Annotated in this window: 11 protein-coding genes, 3 tRNA genes and 1 riboswitch; of the genes, 5 read left to right on the forward strand and 9 right to left on the reverse strand. The window is 64.6% G+C overall.

All coding sequences use genetic code 11. The features are described from left to right. The first annotated feature begins 141 nt into the window (after positions 1-141). Together ACMNI9_RS06245 and ACMNI9_RS06250 are read left to right on the forward strand one after the other, a co-directional pair. Positions 142-294: a hypothetical protein gene (locus tag ACMNI9_RS06245; protein WP_181792503.1), complete on the forward strand. Its 153-nt coding sequence runs from the start codon at positions 142-144 to the stop codon at positions 292-294. A gap of 141 nt (positions 295-435) precedes the next feature. Next, positions 436-810, forward strand: coding sequence for a MerR family transcriptional regulator (locus ACMNI9_RS06250; protein ID WP_114565855.1), 375 nt, complete (start codon positions 436-438; stop codon positions 808-810). 98 nt (positions 811-908) lie between these two features. Here ACMNI9_RS06250 and ACMNI9_RS06255 read toward each other — a convergent pair. Together ACMNI9_RS06255 and trpS are read right to left on the reverse strand one after the other, a co-directional pair. Further along, positions 909-983: transfer RNA gene (locus ACMNI9_RS06255), tRNA-Asn, on the reverse strand. A gap of 134 nt (positions 984-1117) precedes the next feature. Beyond that, complete coding sequence (gene trpS / locus ACMNI9_RS06260; RefSeq protein WP_225749298.1) at positions 1118-2164, reverse strand: tryptophan--tRNA ligase; 1047 nt, start codon at positions 2162-2164, stop codon at positions 1118-1120. Positions 2165-2361: 197 nt separating this feature from the next. Between trpS and ACMNI9_RS06265 the strand changes: the two genes are divergently transcribed. Beyond that, positions 2362-2874 carry a DUF6125 family protein gene (locus tag ACMNI9_RS06265; protein ID WP_418831271.1) on the forward strand — a complete coding sequence of 171 codons (513 nt, stop codon included), beginning with the start codon at positions 2362-2364 and terminating at the stop codon, positions 2872-2874. Between the two features lie 40 nt (positions 2875-2914). On the opposite strand, the gene ACMNI9_RS06270 is transcribed toward ACMNI9_RS06265, so the two are convergent. Next, positions 2915-2989, reverse strand: a tRNA-Val gene (locus tag ACMNI9_RS06270). A gap of 204 nt (positions 2990-3193) precedes the next feature. On the opposite strand from ACMNI9_RS06270, the gene ACMNI9_RS06275 reads away from it, so the two are divergent. Continuing rightward, a tRNA-Ile gene (locus tag ACMNI9_RS06275) sits at positions 3194-3268 on the forward strand. Positions 3269-3591: 323 nt separating this feature from the next. Then, the gene (locus tag ACMNI9_RS06280; protein ID WP_418831272.1) at positions 3592-4212 is read left to right on the forward strand and encodes a LemA family protein; all 621 of its coding nucleotides are present in this window, start codon (positions 3592-3594) and stop codon (positions 4210-4212) included. Positions 4213-4308: 96 nt separating this feature from the next. Here ACMNI9_RS06280 and rlmKL read toward each other — a convergent pair whose 3' ends face one another. The 6 genes from rlmKL to metK all read right to left on the reverse strand — a co-directional run bounded on the left by rlmKL (position 4309) and on the right by metK (position 17388). After that, positions 4309-6636, reverse strand: a complete 2328-nt coding sequence (gene rlmKL, locus ACMNI9_RS06285) for a bifunctional 23S rRNA (guanine(2069)-N(7))-methyltransferase RlmK/23S rRNA (guanine(2445)-N(2))-methyltransferase RlmL (protein WP_418831273.1) — start codon at positions 6634-6636, stop codon at positions 4309-4311. Between the two features lie 213 nt (positions 6637-6849). Continuing rightward, on the reverse strand, positions 6850-8085 hold the full coding sequence (rpoD, locus tag ACMNI9_RS06290) for an RNA polymerase sigma factor RpoD (protein WP_114565859.1): 1236 nt from the start codon (positions 8083-8085) through the stop codon (positions 6850-6852). 131 nt (positions 8086-8216) lie between these two features. Then, entirely contained in the window at positions 8217-10499 is a 2283-nt protein-coding gene (locus ACMNI9_RS06295) for an EAL domain-containing protein (RefSeq protein WP_418831274.1), read from the reverse strand. Positions 10500-10643: 144 nt separating this feature from the next. Further along, positions 10644-13436, reverse strand: coding sequence for an ATP-binding protein (locus ACMNI9_RS06300; RefSeq protein WP_418831275.1), 2793 nt, complete (start codon positions 13434-13436; stop codon positions 10644-10646). 113 nt (positions 13437-13549) lie between these two features. Next, positions 13550-15934, reverse strand: a complete 2385-nt coding sequence (priA, locus tag ACMNI9_RS06305; RefSeq protein ID WP_418831276.1) for a replication restart helicase PriA — start codon at positions 15932-15934, stop codon at positions 13550-13552. A gap of 188 nt (positions 15935-16122) precedes the next feature. Continuing rightward, positions 16123-17388, reverse strand: a complete 1266-nt coding sequence (gene metK, locus ACMNI9_RS06310) for a methionine adenosyltransferase (protein WP_225749305.1) — start codon at positions 17386-17388, stop codon at positions 16123-16125. 8 nt (positions 17389-17396) lie between these two features. After that, positions 17397-17489, reverse strand: a riboswitch (SAM riboswitch). Between the last annotated feature and the right edge of the window lie 705 nt (positions 17490-18194).

Below are 18194 nucleotides of genomic sequence, written 5' to 3' on the forward strand. Positions count from 1 at the left end.
AAAAAACGGCGCGCGCTCATCGCGAACGCCAACCGTCTATGATAACCGAAGATGCCGTTTACGGCGATGCGCTTCCTGGATCGCGAGCCAACGCCTATACTGAAGCCGAACGAAACCACGTCGACAAGGAGGGCGATCGCCATGACTATGAACCCCAACACGCGCGTGTCGGACATCCATGCCGACGAGAAGTCGCTCATTCTCCGTCGGGCCGAAACCGCCACGATCGGCTCGCTTTTCGCCGCGGCCTTCATCATCGTGGTCACGTTCATCGCCCGCACGTTCTACGAATAGCCTCGAGCGAAGCCCCGCCCGAAGAGCCGACCGGGACCAAACGTCAGGATCCCTTGCCTAAAAACTTGACTTGGAGCGCACTCCACGTGCTTCAATGCAAGACGGCATGCGCATGCAAGCCGCAAGACGAAAGGATCCTTCATGAAGATAGCCGAAGTAAGCAAGCTATACGACCTTTCAGCCGACACGTTGCGCTACTACGAGCGCATCGGGCTGCTTTCCAACATAACGCGCAACGCAAGCGGCATACGGGACTACAGCGACCAGGATTGCGCGCGGGTGCAATTCGTCAAGTGCATGCGCAAAGCGGGCGTGTCCATTGAAGCGCTCATCGAGTACATGCGCCTGTTCGAGCAAGGCGACGACACGATTGCGGCGCGCAAGGCGCTGCTCGAAGAGCAGCGAGACCTGGTGCGGAAGCGCATCGCCGAAATGCAGGCAGGCCTCGACCGCCTTGACTACAAGATAGAACACTACGAGCAGACTATCGTGCAAGCCGAGAAGAAGCTGCGCTGAGATCGCGCTGCGAAGATCGGGAAGGACCCTGGACAAGCGCCGTCCGCATCACATCAAAAAAAGGCCGCCAGTCGTTTGACTGGCGGCCTGGCGTTTCATGGCTCCCCGGGTAGGATTCGAACCTACAACCCTCCGGTTAACAGCCGGATGCTCTGCCGTTGAGCTACCGAGGAATGAGGAGCGCTCCGTTGCGCGAGTAAGTATTATACCGGAACCAAAACTTTGCGCAAGACCGTTTTTTCAAAATTTGGGCACGTGCCCGAAAATTGTTCTCCGCAGCGCCGGTTCCAGCAATCTACCTGGTGCGTTAGTACACCATGCCCATCGTTTCGCGCACTTGCGCAAGCGTGGCCTCGGCAATTTCGTTCGCCTGACGGTTCCCGTCGTGCAAGACGTCCTTGATGTAGTCCATGTCCTGCATGAGCTCTTGACGGCGTTCGCGAATGGGAGCCAAGAAGCCGTTCACGCTTTCGGTCACGTACTTCTTGAGCGCTCCCGATCCCCCGTCGCCGATTTCGGCGGCAATCTCGAGCTCGGTGCGGCCCGTGCAAAGCGCGGCCGTCGTCAGCAGCGCGGACACGCCGGGGCGGTTCTCCTTGTCGTACGTGATAACGCGGTCGGCGTCGGTCTTGGACTTCTTGATGAGCTTCGCCGTCTCTTCGTCGGTAAGCGACAGGCTGATGGCGTTGCCGTAGCTCTTCGACATCTTGCGCCCGTCAAGGCCGGGAATCTCCACGGCGTCGTTGAGCACGCCCTCGGGCTCGGGGAACACCTGGCCGAACCGTTCGTTGAAACGGCGGGCGATCAAGCGCGTCTGCTCGATGTGCGGCAGCTGGTCCTTGCCCACCGGCACGATGTTGCCCTTGCAGAACAGGATGTCGCACGCCTGATGCACGGGATACGTAAGCAGAAGGCCGGTGAGCGCGTGGCCGGAAGCCTCCATTTCGGACTTCACCGTGGGGTTGCGCTGCAGCTCGGCTTCGGTCACGAGCGAGAGGAACGGAAGCATCAGCTGGTTGAGCGCGGGAACGGCCGAGTGCGTGAAGATCATGGTCTTCGCCGGGTCGAGGCCGCATGCCAGGTAGTCGATCACCATGTTGTACACGTTGTCGCGAATATGCTCGGTGGTGTCGCGGTCGGTGATCACCTGATAGTCGGCGATGATGACGCGCGTCGTCACGCCCAGGTTCTGCAGAGCCACGCGCTCGCGAATGGTGCCGAAGTAATGGCCCAGGTGCAAGCGGCCGGTCGGACGGTCGCCGGTGAGCATGGTGTAGTTCTCGGGATGGACGGGCAGATCTGCGCGGATCTCGTCGCTGCGCTTCTTGCTGGCTTCAAAGCTATCGGTGCTCATGATGTTCCTATCGCGAAATCGTTGTGTCGGACCGTTCGGCACCGCGAGCCAAGCCGGGCGCCGCGCATGCGTTGACGGCCAAGCCTTGAATCGCACGCGCATCGCAACAGTATAGCCGTTTTGGGGTGCGCACGGCACATCGGGCCGCTTTGCCGCGCGCTATAATCGTGAACCGTATCGCACCCTGAGGAGGATTCATGAACGACGCGCTGAAAAACCTGACGAAAGAAGAGCTGCTCGAACTGCTCGAGATATACGCGAAGAACCTGATCGCGCTCGACGGAACGTGGTTCCAATCGATCGAGAAGAACGACGACATGGACGCAGCCATGCACCATGACGTGGAAGCATGGCGACGGTTCAGCGTTTCGGAGGGCCGCCGCATCAAGGCATTTCTCGGACTGGACGAGCATCCGGGCATCGAAGGGCTGGCGAAGGCGCTTTCGCTGCGCTGCCAATCGGCCGCGAACGTCGACGAGATAACCGTGAACGGCAACGAACTGACGTACCGCATCGTCGATTGCCGCGTGCAGAACGCCCGCGAGCGAAAGGGCATGGGGTTCCATCCGTGCAAGAACGTGGGAGTGGTGGAGTATGCGGTGTTCGCAACCGCCATCGACGACCGCATCGTTTGCGAATGCCTGAGCTGCTTCCCCAACATTGTGGACAGCACCTGCAACTGCGCTTGGAAATTCACGTTGAACGCCTAGGACAGCGAAAAGCCTTCCCGAAGGAAGGCTTTTGAATTCATGGTGGTCGCTACAGGATTTGAACCTGTGACCCCCGCCGTGTGAAGGCGATGCTCTCCCGCTGAGCCAAGCGACCGTGCTTGTTGCTTCGTTCGCAACGCTGAAATATTGTACCGGTAGTTTTAGGCGCGCGCAAGCCCCTATTTTCAATTTTTTGAGAATAGCGTTGCCGACGGGTTTGCGAGGATTCGCGGCAAGGATTCTAAGCGGCTTGCGCAAACTACCCGTTTCCCTCTTTGCACAAGCGAGCATTTTGGGATAGAATAGCGGGACGCTTTACGGGCCTATAGCTCAATGGTGGAGCAGGGGACTCATAATCCCTTGGTTGCAGGTTCGAGCCCTGCTGGGCCCACCAGCAAACACGCAAAGGCTGCATCGGTTTCGGTGCAGCCTTTTCCATGCCCGCATGAAGCCGCCCATCCAGAGGCTGCCGCACGCCCACCCGCTCCCCCTTCCCAGCGCAGCGTCCGAAGTAGCCCGCAAACGCGGCGCTGCACGCATGCCTCTACCACCTTCCGAGGGAGGCGTGCACCCGAAACCATACTTCCTGCGGTATGGAACAAAGCAGTCGAGCGACCCTACAATAAAGACGGTTTCCGCTGCGGCCCTCCAACCGAAGGAGCACGCCTTGACGTTGCTTATCCCATCGCCTTCTTACTTGCCGGCGCCTTCGCCGTCATGACCATCCTGGCGCGCAACCTTGCCAGCCTTGGTCGAGAGTCGGACGCCATGTGGGAGCAGCTGCAAGCGACCCGCCGCAGCCGAAACGACGTCATGGCGCGGATAGCCGACGCCGCACGGGCAAACGGCGTGGACGACCCCTTCGCCCTGCAAGCCGTCGAGCGCGCCTTTGCCGATGCGCAGGCCGCCGAAGACCCGACGCGCGCCGCAGAAGCCGACGATGCGCTCTGCGTGGCGCATCGCAACCTGCTCGACCTTATCGAAGGGCGAGCACCCGCCCTGTTCGAGCGCACGCCCTTCGCGCTTCTCCTGGAGGAGCTGGGGGAACTGGAAGACCGTATGACAACCTGCAAAGGACTCTACAACAACCGCGTCACCATGTACGGCAACGCGGGGCGCACGTTTCCCACGCTGCTCATCGCCAAGCAGCATGGCTTTGCGCCCCGCGAACGCTACCTGCCCCGCGAAGCGTCCGACCCCCTTGCCGTGGCCGCCGCAAGCGGCTCCACCGCGCTGGCGGAAGCTTCGCCCCGCATCATGAACGCCTACATGCTATGGGCCATCGGGCTATCCGACACGGTGCTCGAAGAAGCGCCGCAGCATCGAACCGGGCGGTAGCGCGCGCAACCGCCCGACCCGTCCCTTCCCCACCGCGCAAAAAAGCCGCTTGCCGAGTGGGCAAGCGGCTGCAAGCGAGCAATGCGAGCGGCGCCGTTACGCGCGGCGCACCAGGTAGCACTTGTGGATGCGCGGGTTGCGCTCGAAGTCGTGCGGGATGGTTTGCGCGGTGATGTCCTCGATGATCACGCCGTACTTCGCAAGCGCCTCCTCGTCGGGCTTGAAATTGCGCAGGTTGCACGAGAACACGGCCTCGCCCTCTTCGGCCAGCAGGCGGGTCACGCCGATAAGCAGCTCCACATGATCGCGCTGGACGTCCCACGTGCGCTTGCCCATGGCCTTGGAATTCGAGAACGTGGGCGGATCGACGAAGATCAAATCGAACCTGCGCGGCGTGCGGCGGCACTCCGTTATCCACGTCATGACGTCCGCACGCTCGAACGCATGCGCTTCGCCCGTAAAGCCGTTCTGCTCCATGTTGCGCGCGGCCCAATCCAGGTACGTTTGGGAAAGGTCGACCGTGCACGTGGACTCCGCCTGCCCGCCCGCAGCGTGCACGGTAGCCGTGCCCGTGTACGCGAACAGGTTGAGGAACCGTTTGCCCGCGGCCCGCGCGCCCACCAGCTCGCGCGTCAGGCGATGATCCAGGAACATGCCCGTATCCAAATAGCCGGACAGATCGACTTCGAGCAGGTACCCGTCCTCCTGTACGTGGGTCACGTACGAGCGCCTTCCCGCCCCGCGGTACTGGCTGCCCCCCTTGTCGCGGCAGCGAACCTTCGAGAACACGTGGTCGGGACGCACGCCCAGCACCACGGGAGCCAGGGACAGAACGTCGTCGAAGCGCCGTTGCGCCTTCGAGGGATCGATCGTGGAGGGCGCAGCGTATTCGGCTATATGCACATACGTGTTGCCCGACGCCTGGCCCGCGCCCGTGTACAGGTCGATGGCGACCGCGTAGTCGGGCAGGTCGGCATCGTAGATGCGATAGCACGACACGCCCTCGCGCTTCGCCCATTTGCGACGCTCTTTCGCCACCTTGCGAAGACGCGAAGCGAACTGCTCGGACGCGGACTCGAACACCTCGACGCGATGCTCGGCCCCGCCTGCGGAGTCGGGCACCGTCACGATCACGGGCTCCACCGGGGGCTCGTCGAACACGAGCACCTCGACCGACACCCGGCCCGCGCCGAGCGTCGTCCGCTCGAAAGGCTCCACGCCGAACCGGGACTCGATGCCCTCGCCGCCCGCCACTGCGAACGTCGCGCCCGAACCCGCCGCCGAAGACGCGCGCGAGAAGGCGGCCGATTCGGCCTGCTGCCGCGCCTCCGATTGCGCGCGATCGCCGGTGGGCAGCACGCTTGCCACCAAGAACCCGGAAGCCTGCATGCCGTCCGCGCCGCTGTCGGCCATCGCTTCGCGCAGTGCGCGCGCCGCCGCCGATCCCACGCGTTCCACCAGGTCGGGAGCGCTTTGGGCATCGCCCAACTCGATGCTCACAACCTGGCGCAGCCCTGCGCGCTTAGCGCGCTGACGGGCGCGCGCGATAGCGGGCGACGACGTGGTCGCCCCGGCGAAGCGCACGTACGCCAAATCGGGCGGCGCCGAAGGATCCTGCGTATCGTACGCCGCCACGCGCGCCAGCCCCGCTTCGAAGCGCTCGTCGGCCTCGGCAAGAAGATCGCCCCACGCATCCTCGTCCGCCTCCGCCCAGTCGAAGAACCCCCAGCGCGAGCGAGCAAGGCCGGGCGCGAGGTCGCATGCGACCGACGCGGCCTCGATGACGAGCGAGCCGTCCGAGCACGTCGGATCGACGCATGCAGCGCCCGATGCCGCTATGTCGTGCCAGCCGGCCAAGGCCAGCAGGCCCGCAGCCTGCGCGCACTCCAAAGGAGCGTCCGGCCCGTCGTCGGCCGTCAAGTACGTGCGTCGATACAGGGATTCTCCCGACAAATCGAGCGAAATAGTCGCTCGCCCTTCGCGAATACGCACGTCGAGCACGACGTCGGGCTGATCGGTGTCCACATCGGGACGCTCGCCGCGCATCTCGCGCAAGCGATCGCACACCGCGTCCTTCACCTTGAGCGCGGTAAAGCGGGTATTGCGCAGCTGGTCGTTCATGCCGTGCGCCTGCACGGCCATGCTCGCCCCCGAAGCGATGACCCGCTCCCACGGCAAGCGACGCGCGCCCTCGTACAGCAGGTTGGCATCGGATGCGTTCACGCGACCGACCACGAGCGTCACGCGCGAGGCGAGCCGCGACCACAAGCACGCTTTGAGCGCGCCGCGCATATCGCAGAAAAAGGCAACGCCCCCGCCAAGGGGGCGCACGCGCTTAGCTCCAAGCGACTTCAGCTCGTCGGCCAGCGGCTTTTCCAATCCGGAAAGGCAGCTTGCGAACAACTCGAGGTTGTATTTTTCCATACGTGACGTCCCATCGTAAAATCGCAGGTTGGAGCAGCGCGCCGGCAAAGAGGCCCCGCGACGCCCGTCGCCTTCCGCCCCGCAGCCCGCATGCCGTGCGACATGCGGGAAGGGCAACAAGGCGAAAACTCGGACATCGCGGGGCCTCGTCGGCAAAACCGGTCCGCGCTACGGCGTCGAACGGCTCGGACGGCGTTCAAGCCGTTCGAGCCCTTAGTCTTCCAGGTAATCCTTGAGCTTCGAGGAGCGGGACGGATGGCGCAGCTTCGCCAGCGTCTTGCTCTCGATCTGGCGAATGCGCTCGCGCGTAACGCCGAACTCGCGTCCGACCTCCTCGAGCGTGCGAGGATGGCCGTCTTCCAGCCCGAAGCGCAAAGCGATGACCTTGCGCTCGCGCTCCGCCAGCCCGTCGAGCACCTTCGACAGCTGCTCCTGCAGCATGCTGAACGATGCAGCGTCGGGCGGCACCACGGCGGCGTCGTCCTCGATGAAGTCGCCCAGCTGGGAATCTTCCTCTTCGCCGATGGGAGTTTCCAGGCTCACGGGCTCCTGCGAGATCTTCTGGATCTCGCGCACGCGCTCGGCGGGCAGGCCCATCTCCTTGCCGATCTCCTCCGGCGTTGGCTCGCGCCCGAGCTCTTGCAGAAGCTGGCGCTGAATGCGGACCAGCTTGTTGATGGTCTCGACCATGTGCACCGGAATGCGGATGGTGCGCGCCTGGTCGGCGATGGCGCGCGTGATAGCCTGGCGGATCCACCACGTGGCGTACGTGGAGAACTTGAAGCCCTTCGTGTAGTCGAACTTCTCGACCGCGCGGATCAGGCCCAGGTTGCCTTCCTGGATCAGGTCCAGGAACAGCATGCCGCGACCGACGTAGCGCTTCGCAATGGACACGACCAGGCGCAAGTTCGCCTCGATGAGCTGCTGCTTGGCGTCCAAGCCCACCTGCTCGATGCGGCCGAGACGGCGCTTCTCGCGGCGCTCGAGCTCGATGCCCTCGTCTTCGGCCTTGTCCAGCTCTTCGCTTGCAGCGACGCCGGCCTCGATCTTCATGGCCAGGTCGATCTCTTCGGCTGCGTTGAGCAGCGGGACCTTGCCGATTTCCTTGAGGTACATGCGCACGGGGTCGCCGGTGAGCATGGTCACGGACGCATCGGCGTTGCGCTTGCGCACCGACGAGCGAACGCGGCCGCTCTTGGCCCCCACCTTCGGCAGCTGCACTTCGCTGACGGCCTTGAGCTCTTCTTCGGGAATGCCCGCAAGCAGGTCCTCGTCCTCTTCGCCGTCTTCGGACAGGGGCGTTTCGAGTTTGTCGTCTTCGAGCGTATCGGTAGCGCTTACGTCCGGTTCGACGTCGAGCGCGTCGTCGTCAAGCATCTCCTCAGATTCAATCGGGGCTTTCGCTTGGTCATTCGCTTGTACCGGCTGTTTCTTAGAGGCTTGGGCCACGTGATCTTCCTTTCCAACAGGATGGCGCACAGGGCATGAAGACATGCACGCTCTAGGCGCAAAGATACAGCCGAACACTATATCACAAGGTGTTGGCGCTTAGCAAGAAACGTCGGCGAATCGCAACCAAACTAGCGCGCGGGACGATCAGGGCCATCGTCGTCCGACGCTCCCGTCGACCCCGTGCGCCCGAACGTCATCTTCTCGAACAGGTCCACGGGAACCGGCGCGGAGAACACGTAGCCCTGCACGGCGTCGCATTCGGTACTGCGCAAGAACTCCACTTGGGGAATGGTCTCGACGCCCTCGGCGATGGTTCCCATGTTGAGCTTCTTGGCCAAGTCGATAACCGACCCCACCACCACTTCGGAGCGGCTTTCGTCGCCCAGGAAGAACTGCCGGTCGATCTTGAGCGTGTCGACGGGAATGTCCTTCAAGACGTTCAGCGACGAGTACCCGCTGCCGAAATCGTCCATCGAGCAGCGAAAACCCAAGGAGTGGATGCCCAGGACGGTTTCGCGCAGAAGGTCAAGGCTCTCGAACGCCACGCTTTCGGTAAGCTCGAACTCCAAAAGCTCGGCAGGGACGTCGTAGCGCTTGCGGATCTCCTCGAACGCGTCCAGGAAGCGATCGTCGTGCAGGTGCAGCGGCGACAGGTTCACCGAAAGCGGCAAAGGCTCGATGCCCGCATCGATCCACGAGCGGATCAGCTTGCACGACTGCTCGAACACGGCAAGGTCGATCTTTATCACGAAGCCGTTTCGCTCGAAGAAGGGAATGAACTCGCCCGGAGGCAGCAGGCCGCGCTTCGGCGAATCCCAGCGAACCAGCGCCTCGGCCCCGATGGTCCGCCCCGACTCCAGGCATATCTTGGGCTGCAGGAACAAGATGAACTCGCCGCGCTCGAGCGCTCGGTCCATCTCGTTTTCCATTTCTTTCTCGCGGATCAGCCGTTCGTGATCCACGTCGCTGAAAAACGAGCAGCGGCACAGGTGCCCGCCCGCCGCAGCAGAGGTTTTGCGGGCAGTGTTCGCCCGGTCCCTGATGGTGACGATGTCGCACGGCCACTCGACGGCGCATGCCCCGCAGTTGAGCTTGACGAAGTACGGCGCGTTGTTCTCGCGGTTGAACGCGTTGAGGCGCTCGGCCAGCTCGTGGAGCCATGCGCGCACAAGCTCCGGATCGGTGTCGTCGAGCATGACGTTGAACAGGTCGGCCGTCACGCGAGCGGAGGCTTCGCCCTCGCGCAGGCCGTCCGCAATGGCCTTGTGCAGGTACCGCAGAAGCTCGTCGCCGCGAGCTTTGCCGAAGCTGTCGTTGACCAGGCGGAAGTCCTCTATGTCAAGCGCGACCAAAGAAAACGGCGACCGATCCTTGATGCGCTCGGTCACCAGCATGTCGAACCGCGCAACCGTATGCCCGCCCGTCACCGGGTCGACGAACGCCAGCCTGCTGATCTCGCGGTTCTTGCGCGATGTGGCCCAAGCCAGGCAGCCCCCGAACGCGCCGAAGGAAACCAGGGCCAAGACCGTCGTTCCAATGATGGCCAAGGTCGAATAATCCGAAACGGACGTGGCGTACAGCGAAGGCGGAACCACCGAGATGGCGTACCAGCCTCCCAGATCGAGCGGGTAGTAGTTCACTTCGCGCAGCTGGCCGTCCACCGTGTAGCCCAAGCAACCGCTCATCCCCCGCTGCATGTCCTGCGCCATGCGAGCGATATCGTCTTCGGATGCCACGGCCTCGTTGCGCAGGCCGTCGAAGAAGTTGCGGTCCTCCCCGAGCGAGTTCGCATTCTCGGAACGCAAGATGAAATCCCCGTCCGACGACACGATATGGGCGAATCCCACGCCGTCGGCCGTATCGGTGTTGTAGAGCAGCTTCATCGAATCGTGAGCAACCCATCCTACCACGGCCCCCAGGCCATTGGGGCCGACGGCCGGAACCGCGTACAGCGCGCCCTTGCCCGGGCTGAACTCGGGCACCTCGACCAGATCGCCTTCGACGCCAGCCTGCCCTTCGATTGCGTCCATGACCACGCGGAACCCTTGCGCGTCGACCGCGCCTGCGCCGGGAACGGTCAAGGTCCCGCTTCGGTCGGCGTACCCGACCCAGCTGAAGGGCCCGCCGTCGACCAACGTCTCCGTAAGGGCCGCGCGGCTTTCGTCGTCGCCGTCGACCACGCTGAGCTGCCGGCCAAGATGCTCGAGAAGCTCCACGTTGAAGCTCATGCGCTGGTTGATCTTGTACGTGGTTTGCTGGGACAGCTCGGCAAGGTAGCTTTCGGTCTCCTCCATGACCACCTGCTCGCCGCGCACGAGCGTGATCGCGCACACCGCGCCCGTCGCAAGCGCCACGACCGCGAACACGGCAGCGAACACGCGCAGGTAGCTCCCTTGCAGGATTGCTTTCACGATATCCCCTTTTAACGGTGAAGCGCGCCTTCGCAAGACCCCGGATTCAAGCGAGCGCGCCTTAGCAACTTCCGTTGACCTAATTCCCCATTATTGCAAAGCGAGCCGCAGCGTGCAAGGCGCAATCGCAGGACCGAAGCATGCCTATCGGCTCAGGAAGACGCGCAGCGCATCGTAGAGCTGGTTGGCGTCGAACGGCTTGGGCACGAAACCGTCCATGCCGGCGGCGCGCGCCTCCTCCCGATCCTCCTGGAACGTGTTGGCGGTCAAGGCGACGATGGGAACGGTTCGCGCGTCGGCACGGTCAAGCGACCGGATGGCGCGCGCGGCGGCCAGCCCGTCGAGCACCGGCATCCTCACGTCCATGAGCACGAAATCGTACGTTCCCGTTTTCGAAGCCTCGAACAGGTCGATCGCCTCGCGCCCGTCCGCCGCCCGGTCCACCGACACGCCCTGCATTTCAAGCAAAGCCGCCGCGATCTCGGCGTTCAGATCGTTGTCCTCGGCCAAAAGGACGTGCGACCCCTTCAAAGCAGGGGCGTTCTCGGGCGACAGGACAACCTTGTCCAGCGGAGCCTGCCCCTCTTCGGCAAGCGGCAGATCGATCGTGAAGAAGAACTCCGACCCCCGTCCGAAGCTGCTTCGAACCTCGAGCGAGCCGCCCATAAGGCGCACGAGGCTGCTGCTGATGGCAAGTCCCAGGCCGGTTCCCTGAGCGTTGCGACGGTTCTCGGCGGCCTGCTCGAACGAATCGAAGATACGGCCCAGATCCTCTTCGCGAATGCCCGCGCCGTCGTCTTTCACGCTGAAGCGAAGGCGCACGCTCGCGTCGTCTCGGCGCAGCTCCTTGATGGAAAGCTGGACGAAGCCGCCGCTGTCGGTGAACTTGAACGCGTTCGACAGCAGGTTCGCCAGCACCTGCTGAAGACGCACGTCGTCTCCCACCACGCCCTCGTCCACGCCGCAGCGAACCTCGAAGCGCACGCCCTTCTCCTCGGCCTGCATGCAGAACATGCTCTCCAGGCGCTCGGCCAGACAGCGGAGGCGCATGGGAGCGACCTCGATGCGCATCTTGTTGTTGTCGATCTTCGACATGTCCAGGATGTCGTTGACAAGCGAGAGCAGGAACTGGGCCGACGTGTTGATCTTCTCAAGGCTGGAGCGGATGGCGGGCGTGGCCTCCCCCGACAGCGACGCCACGCTGGAAAGCCCGATGATGGCGTTCATGGGCGTGCGTATCTCGTGCGACATGCGCGAGAGGAAGTCCGCCTTCTCGCGACCGGCCTCCTCCGCTTTCTCCAGCTTGATCGCCATCACGCGGGCGCGCACCTTCGACAGCGACACCACAACGCCGATGGCCCCCAAAAGCAAGGCGAACACAAGCACCATGGTGACCACGAGAAAGGGGTTTTGCGCCACGAACGACTCGATGGTGGCGCGATGCGAGGTCACTGGCGTGGAGTTGCGGGACACGATGGCGTCAAGCTCGTCGCTCGACAAGCTGTTCACGGCCTTGTTCAGCACGGCGTACAAAGACGCGTCCACGGGCTTGGGCAACGCCACGGAGAACACGGCGTCGTCGTGCTCCGACGTTGCCGGGGCAACGTTGGCGTACGAGCGCTCGACAAACAGGCTCTCGGCGCACGAGGCGGGCATGCTGGTTAGGTCGGCGCGCCCCTCGTTCACGGCCGACAAGCACTCTTCGTACGTCGCATAGCGCACCACGCGCGCCACGTCGAGGCCCTTCGGGTCGGCAAGCCCCTCCAGCTGCGCGAACACCAGGCCCTCGCTTCGCTGGGACCCCGCCTTGCTCCTGAGCACCACTCCGTCCAAGGATGCATAGCTTGCCGTCAGGGCCAGACCGCGCTCGGATGCAGTGCGCTCGTCGCCCTGGAATCCGCCCAGCACGTCCGCTTCGCCCGACGCCACCAGCTCGAGCGCGGCTTCGTACGTGCTTGCGTGGACGAACCGAAACGTCAAGCCCGTCCGTTCGGACACCAGGCCCAAGACCTCCTTCACCACGCCTCGGTACGATCCCTCAAGGTCGTAGTACAAAGGATACTGCCCCGCCACCACGGCCACCCTGACCTCGCCCCGGCCCGCAACGTACGCGCGGTCGTCGGCGGAAAGCTCAAGGGGGAACCGGTACATCTGGGGAAAATAGGCGTCGTGAAGCTTGGTGGCGAACCCGGGGTCGGCTGCGTACACCTGGGCCATTGCGGCATCGAGCTCGGGCAGCAGGTCGCTTCCCTTCGCAAGGGCGAAGTACTGCGGCTCGCCGCCGAACGACGCGACGACCTTGCAGTTGCCGGGAAGATCCGTGTCCCCGGTCAGCATGACGTCGGCCGTGCCGTCGTCGAGGCAGCTTTTGTACGAAGCGTAGTCAAGCGGAAGAAGCGTGCAGGAAAGGCCGTTCAGGCTCAGGAAGCTCTCGAGCCGCTTGTTCTTGTCGACGGCTTTCTCGTACACGCCGATCGTCGCGCCGTCCAGGGTGCTCAAGTCGAAGCTCGCAACGGCGTCGTTGTCCTGCGCGCACGCCAGCAGCGAGCGGTTCGAGCCCATGCTGTAGGTCGAGTAGTCAAGGGAGTCGGCAAGCTGCTCGCGCACGAACATGCCGCCCACCAGGTCGATTTCGCCATCGCGCAGCCGATCGATCAAGTTGTCGATGTCTCCGTCGACGAATTCGTATTCCCAACCGGTGTACTTCGCGATCTCGGTGAGCCAGTCGAAGAGCACCCCGCTGCGATTCCCCTGGTCGTCCACCATGCTCAAGCCCTCGGACGGAGGAAACGCCACCTTCACCACGCGCCCGCGAGACGACGAAGTCCGCTCGTCGGCAACCGCAGGAGCAGCGAACGCGACGGCCAGCATCGCCGAGAGCACCAGTGCGCACGCGATGCGCTTCGCCCATTTCCCCACGGCTCGAACCTCCTCCATCGCCTGCGGTACCGCTTCCAGTCGAATCAGCTGTAGGGCACCCAGAATACCACGACAAGGGAAGACGCAGCTGAAACTGTAAACCTACGAGCCGCGCGGCTGCGAAAGGCCGCCTACAGCAGATCGTCGGGATCCACGTCGATCGCTACGTTCGCGTCCTTGTCGGGCTTGCGGTGCCTGAAGTACGGAAGAAGCACGGCCGAGAGGTCGGCCTCCGGCAGGCACTTCACCACGATGTGCCAGCGGTACGTGCCCCGCAGCTTCGCGAGAACGCACGGCGTAGCGGGCAGGACCGTCCAGTCGTCACCGCCGAAATCGCGCACGACCTGCTCGATCCCCTGCTGCAGCTGCTGGGCCGCCCCGCGCACCGCCGCTTCGTCCTTGCCCCAGATCAGCACGTTCGCCATGCGCACGTACGGCGGGTACCCCAACAGGCGCCGCTTCGGCAGCTCGTCGCGCAGAAACAGCGCGCGGTCGTACGACGCCGCGGCCCGGATGGGGGCGGCGTCCGCCTCGTAGGTCTGCACGAGCACGCGCCCCGGCAGCTCGGCGCGCCCCGCGCGTCCGGCCACCTGCTCCACAAGGTCGAACGTGCGCTCGGCGGCTCGATAGTCGGGAAGCTTCAGCATGGTGTCGGCGTTGATGACGCCCACCAGCGTGACGTCTTCGAAGTCAAGGCCCTTCGCGATCATCTGCGTGCCCAAAAGCACAGCGGCGTCGGCGGCGGCGAACTCCTCTAAAAGCCGCTGGTGGGCGCCCTTGCCCGACGTCGTGTCGGCGTCCATGCGCACGATGGGAACCCCAGGGCCCACTCCGGGGGTCTCGTCCAGCAAAACCCGCAGATCGGCCTCGACCCGCTGCGTTCCGGCACCGAACTTCTTGAGATAGGGGCTGCCGCATTCGGGGCAGACCGGGGGCACCGCGATGCGGTAGCCGCAGTGATGGCAGATGAGGAAGCTTCCCCGCTCGTGATAGGTCAGCGATGTGGAGCAGGACGGGCATTCCGGCACGAACCCGCACTCCCGGCACAGCAAGAACTTCGCGAATCCGCGCTGATTGAGCAGCAGAACCGCCTTTCGACCAGCGGAAAGCTCTTCGGCAAGCGCACGGGAGAGCGCGCCCGAGAACATGGAGCGGGAGCCGCCGCTGAATTCCACCGCCATGTCGACGACGCGAACGGCGGGCAAGGGCTTGCCGTTCGCGCGCTCGGGCAGCTCGACATGATGCCATCGGGGATCCTTCGCGCACGCGTGAAGCGCCTCGATGGAAGGGGTGGCCGACCCGAGCACCACGGCCGCGCCCGCGCGGCGCGCCATCCATACAGCCACGTCGCGCGCGTGGTAGCGCGGCGAGCTGTCCTGCTTGTAAGAGCCCTCGTGCTCCTCGTCGATGACAAGGAGCCCTAGGTTGGAAAGCGGCGTGAACAGGGCGCTTCGAGCGCCCACCACCACGCGCGCCGCGCCCGAGCGGATGAAGTCCCACTGGTCGTAGCGCTCGCCCTGGCTCATGCGCGAGTGCATGACGGCCACGGTGTCGCCAAAGCGGCCGCGGAACCGGCCCACCGTCTGCGGAGTGAGCGAGATCTCGGGCACGAGCACGCACGCCGTGCGCCCCGCGGCGAGCGTCGCCTCAATGGCCTGGAGATACACTTCCGTCTTGCCCGACCCGGTCACGCCGTCCACCAGCACGACCTCGCCCGCGCCGCGCTCGCGCGCCGCATCGATGACGGCGAGCGCCGCCGCCTGCCCCTGCGTGAGCGGCGGCTTGAGAGAGGGGGCGAAGCCGCTTGCAGGCTGTATGCCCGCAGGTTGGCGCAGCGAGTCGGCAAGGGCGTTCGCAGCGTTCGCAGCGCCCGCAGGCTCCGACGGAGCTGCGAAGCCTCGCATGCGGCGACGATGCTCGATGCGCACGACGCCTTGCTTCTCGAGCGTCTTCAACGGAGCCGACACCGCGCCGAACTCGGCCGACAGCTCGGCTACGCGCAGCTCGCCCGCGCGCAGGGCCTCCACGATGGAAGCCTGCTTGACGGCGTTCTTCCGAGGCTCGAACGTGTCGAAGGCCGCACCCGGCAGCACCCAGCGATCGTCCACTTCCCCCACGGCGGGCTCTTCCAGGCGCCAGTAGCCCTCGCGCGACCGCACCATGCGCGGCACCCCGCCCGGCGGGGTGAACAGGCGCACGCACGACGAGAGCGGAGCGATGTAGCGCTGCGCCAGCCACTGGGCGCAGGCGGCGCCCTCTTCGTCGAAATACGGGCGGCTCACCGCTCGCACGATAACCTTGAGCTTGGCGGGGTCGAGCCCTTCGGGATAGTCGCCGTCTTCGCGTTCCTCGATGCCGATCACGAAGCCGATCGCACGCCGATGGCCGAACGGCACGAGCACGGCGCAGCCCACCTCGACGGGATGGTCGCCGCTTTCGTCCTCGGGCACGGCGTACGTGTAGGACGCGTCGAGCGCTTGCGTGGGTATGTCCAGGATGATCGATGCGAGTTTCATATCTTCAGTATATCCTATGTCCTCGTTCACTCCGAAACGCGCCTGCGCCCTTCCCCATTCGCTAGCCCATGCGCTCTCGACCGGCTCGATCTCCTTTTATAGCTCGATCGCCTCTTACAATAAGAAGAGGCCGCCCTCGCGCATCGAACCGCGCAACGGGCGACCTCTTTCCATCAGCGAAGCGCAGGCTATGCCACTCCGCAGGCTTTCCGCAGCTCGTCGGCTTTATCGGTGCGCTCCCAGGTGAACTCGGGAAGCTCGCGGCCGAAGTGGCCGTAGGCGGCCGTCTTGCGGTAGATGGGGCGGCGCAGGTCGAGCGCGTCCACGATGGCGCCGGGGCGCAGGTCGAAGGTCTGCTCGATCGCGGCCATGATGTCGGCCTCGGGCACCGCGTTGGTGTCGAAGGTGTCCACCATCACCGAAACGGGCTTGGCCATGCCGATGGCGTAGGCGACCTGCACCTCGCAGCGGCGCGCGAGGCCCGCGGCCACCACGTTCTTGGCCACCCAGCGCGCCGCGTAGGCAGCCGAGCGGTCCACCTTCGTGCAGTCCTTGCCGGAGAACGCCCCGCCGCCGTGGCGACCCATGCCGCCGTAGGTGTCGACGATGATCTTGCGGCCGGTCAGGCCCGCGTCTCCCATGGGGCCGCCGATGACGAAGCGGCCGGTGGGGTTCACGTGGATCTCGGCGTCGGCGGCCAGCTCCACGCCCTCGTGCGCGAACACCGGCTCCACCACGTTCGCGATGATCTGCGCGCGCAGCTCGTCATGGGCGATGGCCTCGGAGTGCTGCGTGGACACGACCACCTTCTCCACGTTCACAGGACGGCCGTCCTCGTAGCGCACGGACACCTGGGTCTTGCCGTCGGGGCGCAGATGCGGCATGACGCCGCTCTTGCGCACCTCGGTCAGGCGCTCGGCCAGGCGATGCGCCAGGTAGACGGGCATGGGCATGAGCGTGGACGTCTCGTCGCACGCGTAGCCGAACATCATGCCCTGGTCGCCCGCGCCGATGCGCTCGTAAGGGTCGTCCTCGGCTAGGCCGTGCTGGGCCTCCCAGCTTTCGTCGACGCCCTGGGCGATGTCGGGGCTTTGGTCGTGGATGGCGTTGAGCACGCCGCAGGTATCGCAGTCGAAGCCGTACTTCGCGCGGTCGTAGCCGATGTCGCGCAGCACCTCGCGCACGATGGCGGGCACGTCGACGTACGCCTGCGTGCGGATCTCGCCCGTGACGATGACCATGCCGGTGGTGGCCATGGTCTCGCAGGCGCAGCGCACCTGCGCGGGATCGGCGGGCTGCCCGCTGGGGGCGATGTAGCCCTGAGCCGCCAGCTCGATCTCCTTGGCCAGGATGGCGTCGAGCACGGCATCGGATATCTGGTCGCACACCTTGTCGGGATGACCCTCGGTGACGGACTCGGACGTGAACAGGTACGTAGAACATTCTTCGGCCATAAGTTCCTCCTTCATCGCTGTAGGCCGGACCACCTTGGCGTATCCGCCAGGTTGGTGTCGGGATCTCAGAGCCAACTCTCTCCCCCGACTCTTGATAAAACAGAGAACCGCGCACATAGCCGGAATCCCCGTGAAACCCTGCCGATGGTACCCTGAAAGCACTATTCGCGCAAGAGGAGAAGACCCCGCCCCGCGGAGTCCCCACGGAATGAACCGCCGAAGCCGCGCCCTTGCCGCACGCGGGCGCGCGAACGCCGTCCCCGAACTGCCCCTTCGCCCCGTTGCGCACGAAATATCGCCCTCCGTGGCCGGTTCTGACGGTGTGAGGTCGTCGGAGACCCCCGTGCCTTTAGCGGCAATCGAGCAGTCCCGCATTGCACCAGGTCAGAAAGCTATAGAAAAATGCTGGGTGTTCGGGCGCGCCTCATCGTGCTTCGGAGACAACCTCAAACCGTCAGAACCTGCCAGCAAACGCGGTTTTTCGTGCGCAAGGCTATGGGAAGGGACCGGCGGGACCCGTGCGCGGGGCCATGAGAGAGTGAGAGAGAGGGACCCGTGCGCGGGGCCATGGGAGGGGTCGGCGGTCGGCGGGGTGCGGGCCGGCGGAACCCGCCCCAGCCTCGCGCCGCCGCCGTTCCTGTGGCGATACGGCAACCGCCTCGATGCGGGCGATCGGCTCGTGCTACACTTTTTTCCAAACGTGAACCCCCTGCCCGACGCTTCCACGGGCGGGTCTGCGAAAGGATCGCCATGCCAACCAACGCCGAATACACCCGCGAGTACTTCGACATCCTCGAGCGCCTTGA

Source organism: Paraeggerthella sp. (assembly GCF_048427265.1).
Taxonomy (GTDB): domain Bacteria; phylum Actinomycetota; class Coriobacteriia; order Coriobacteriales; family Eggerthellaceae; genus Paraeggerthella; species Paraeggerthella hominis.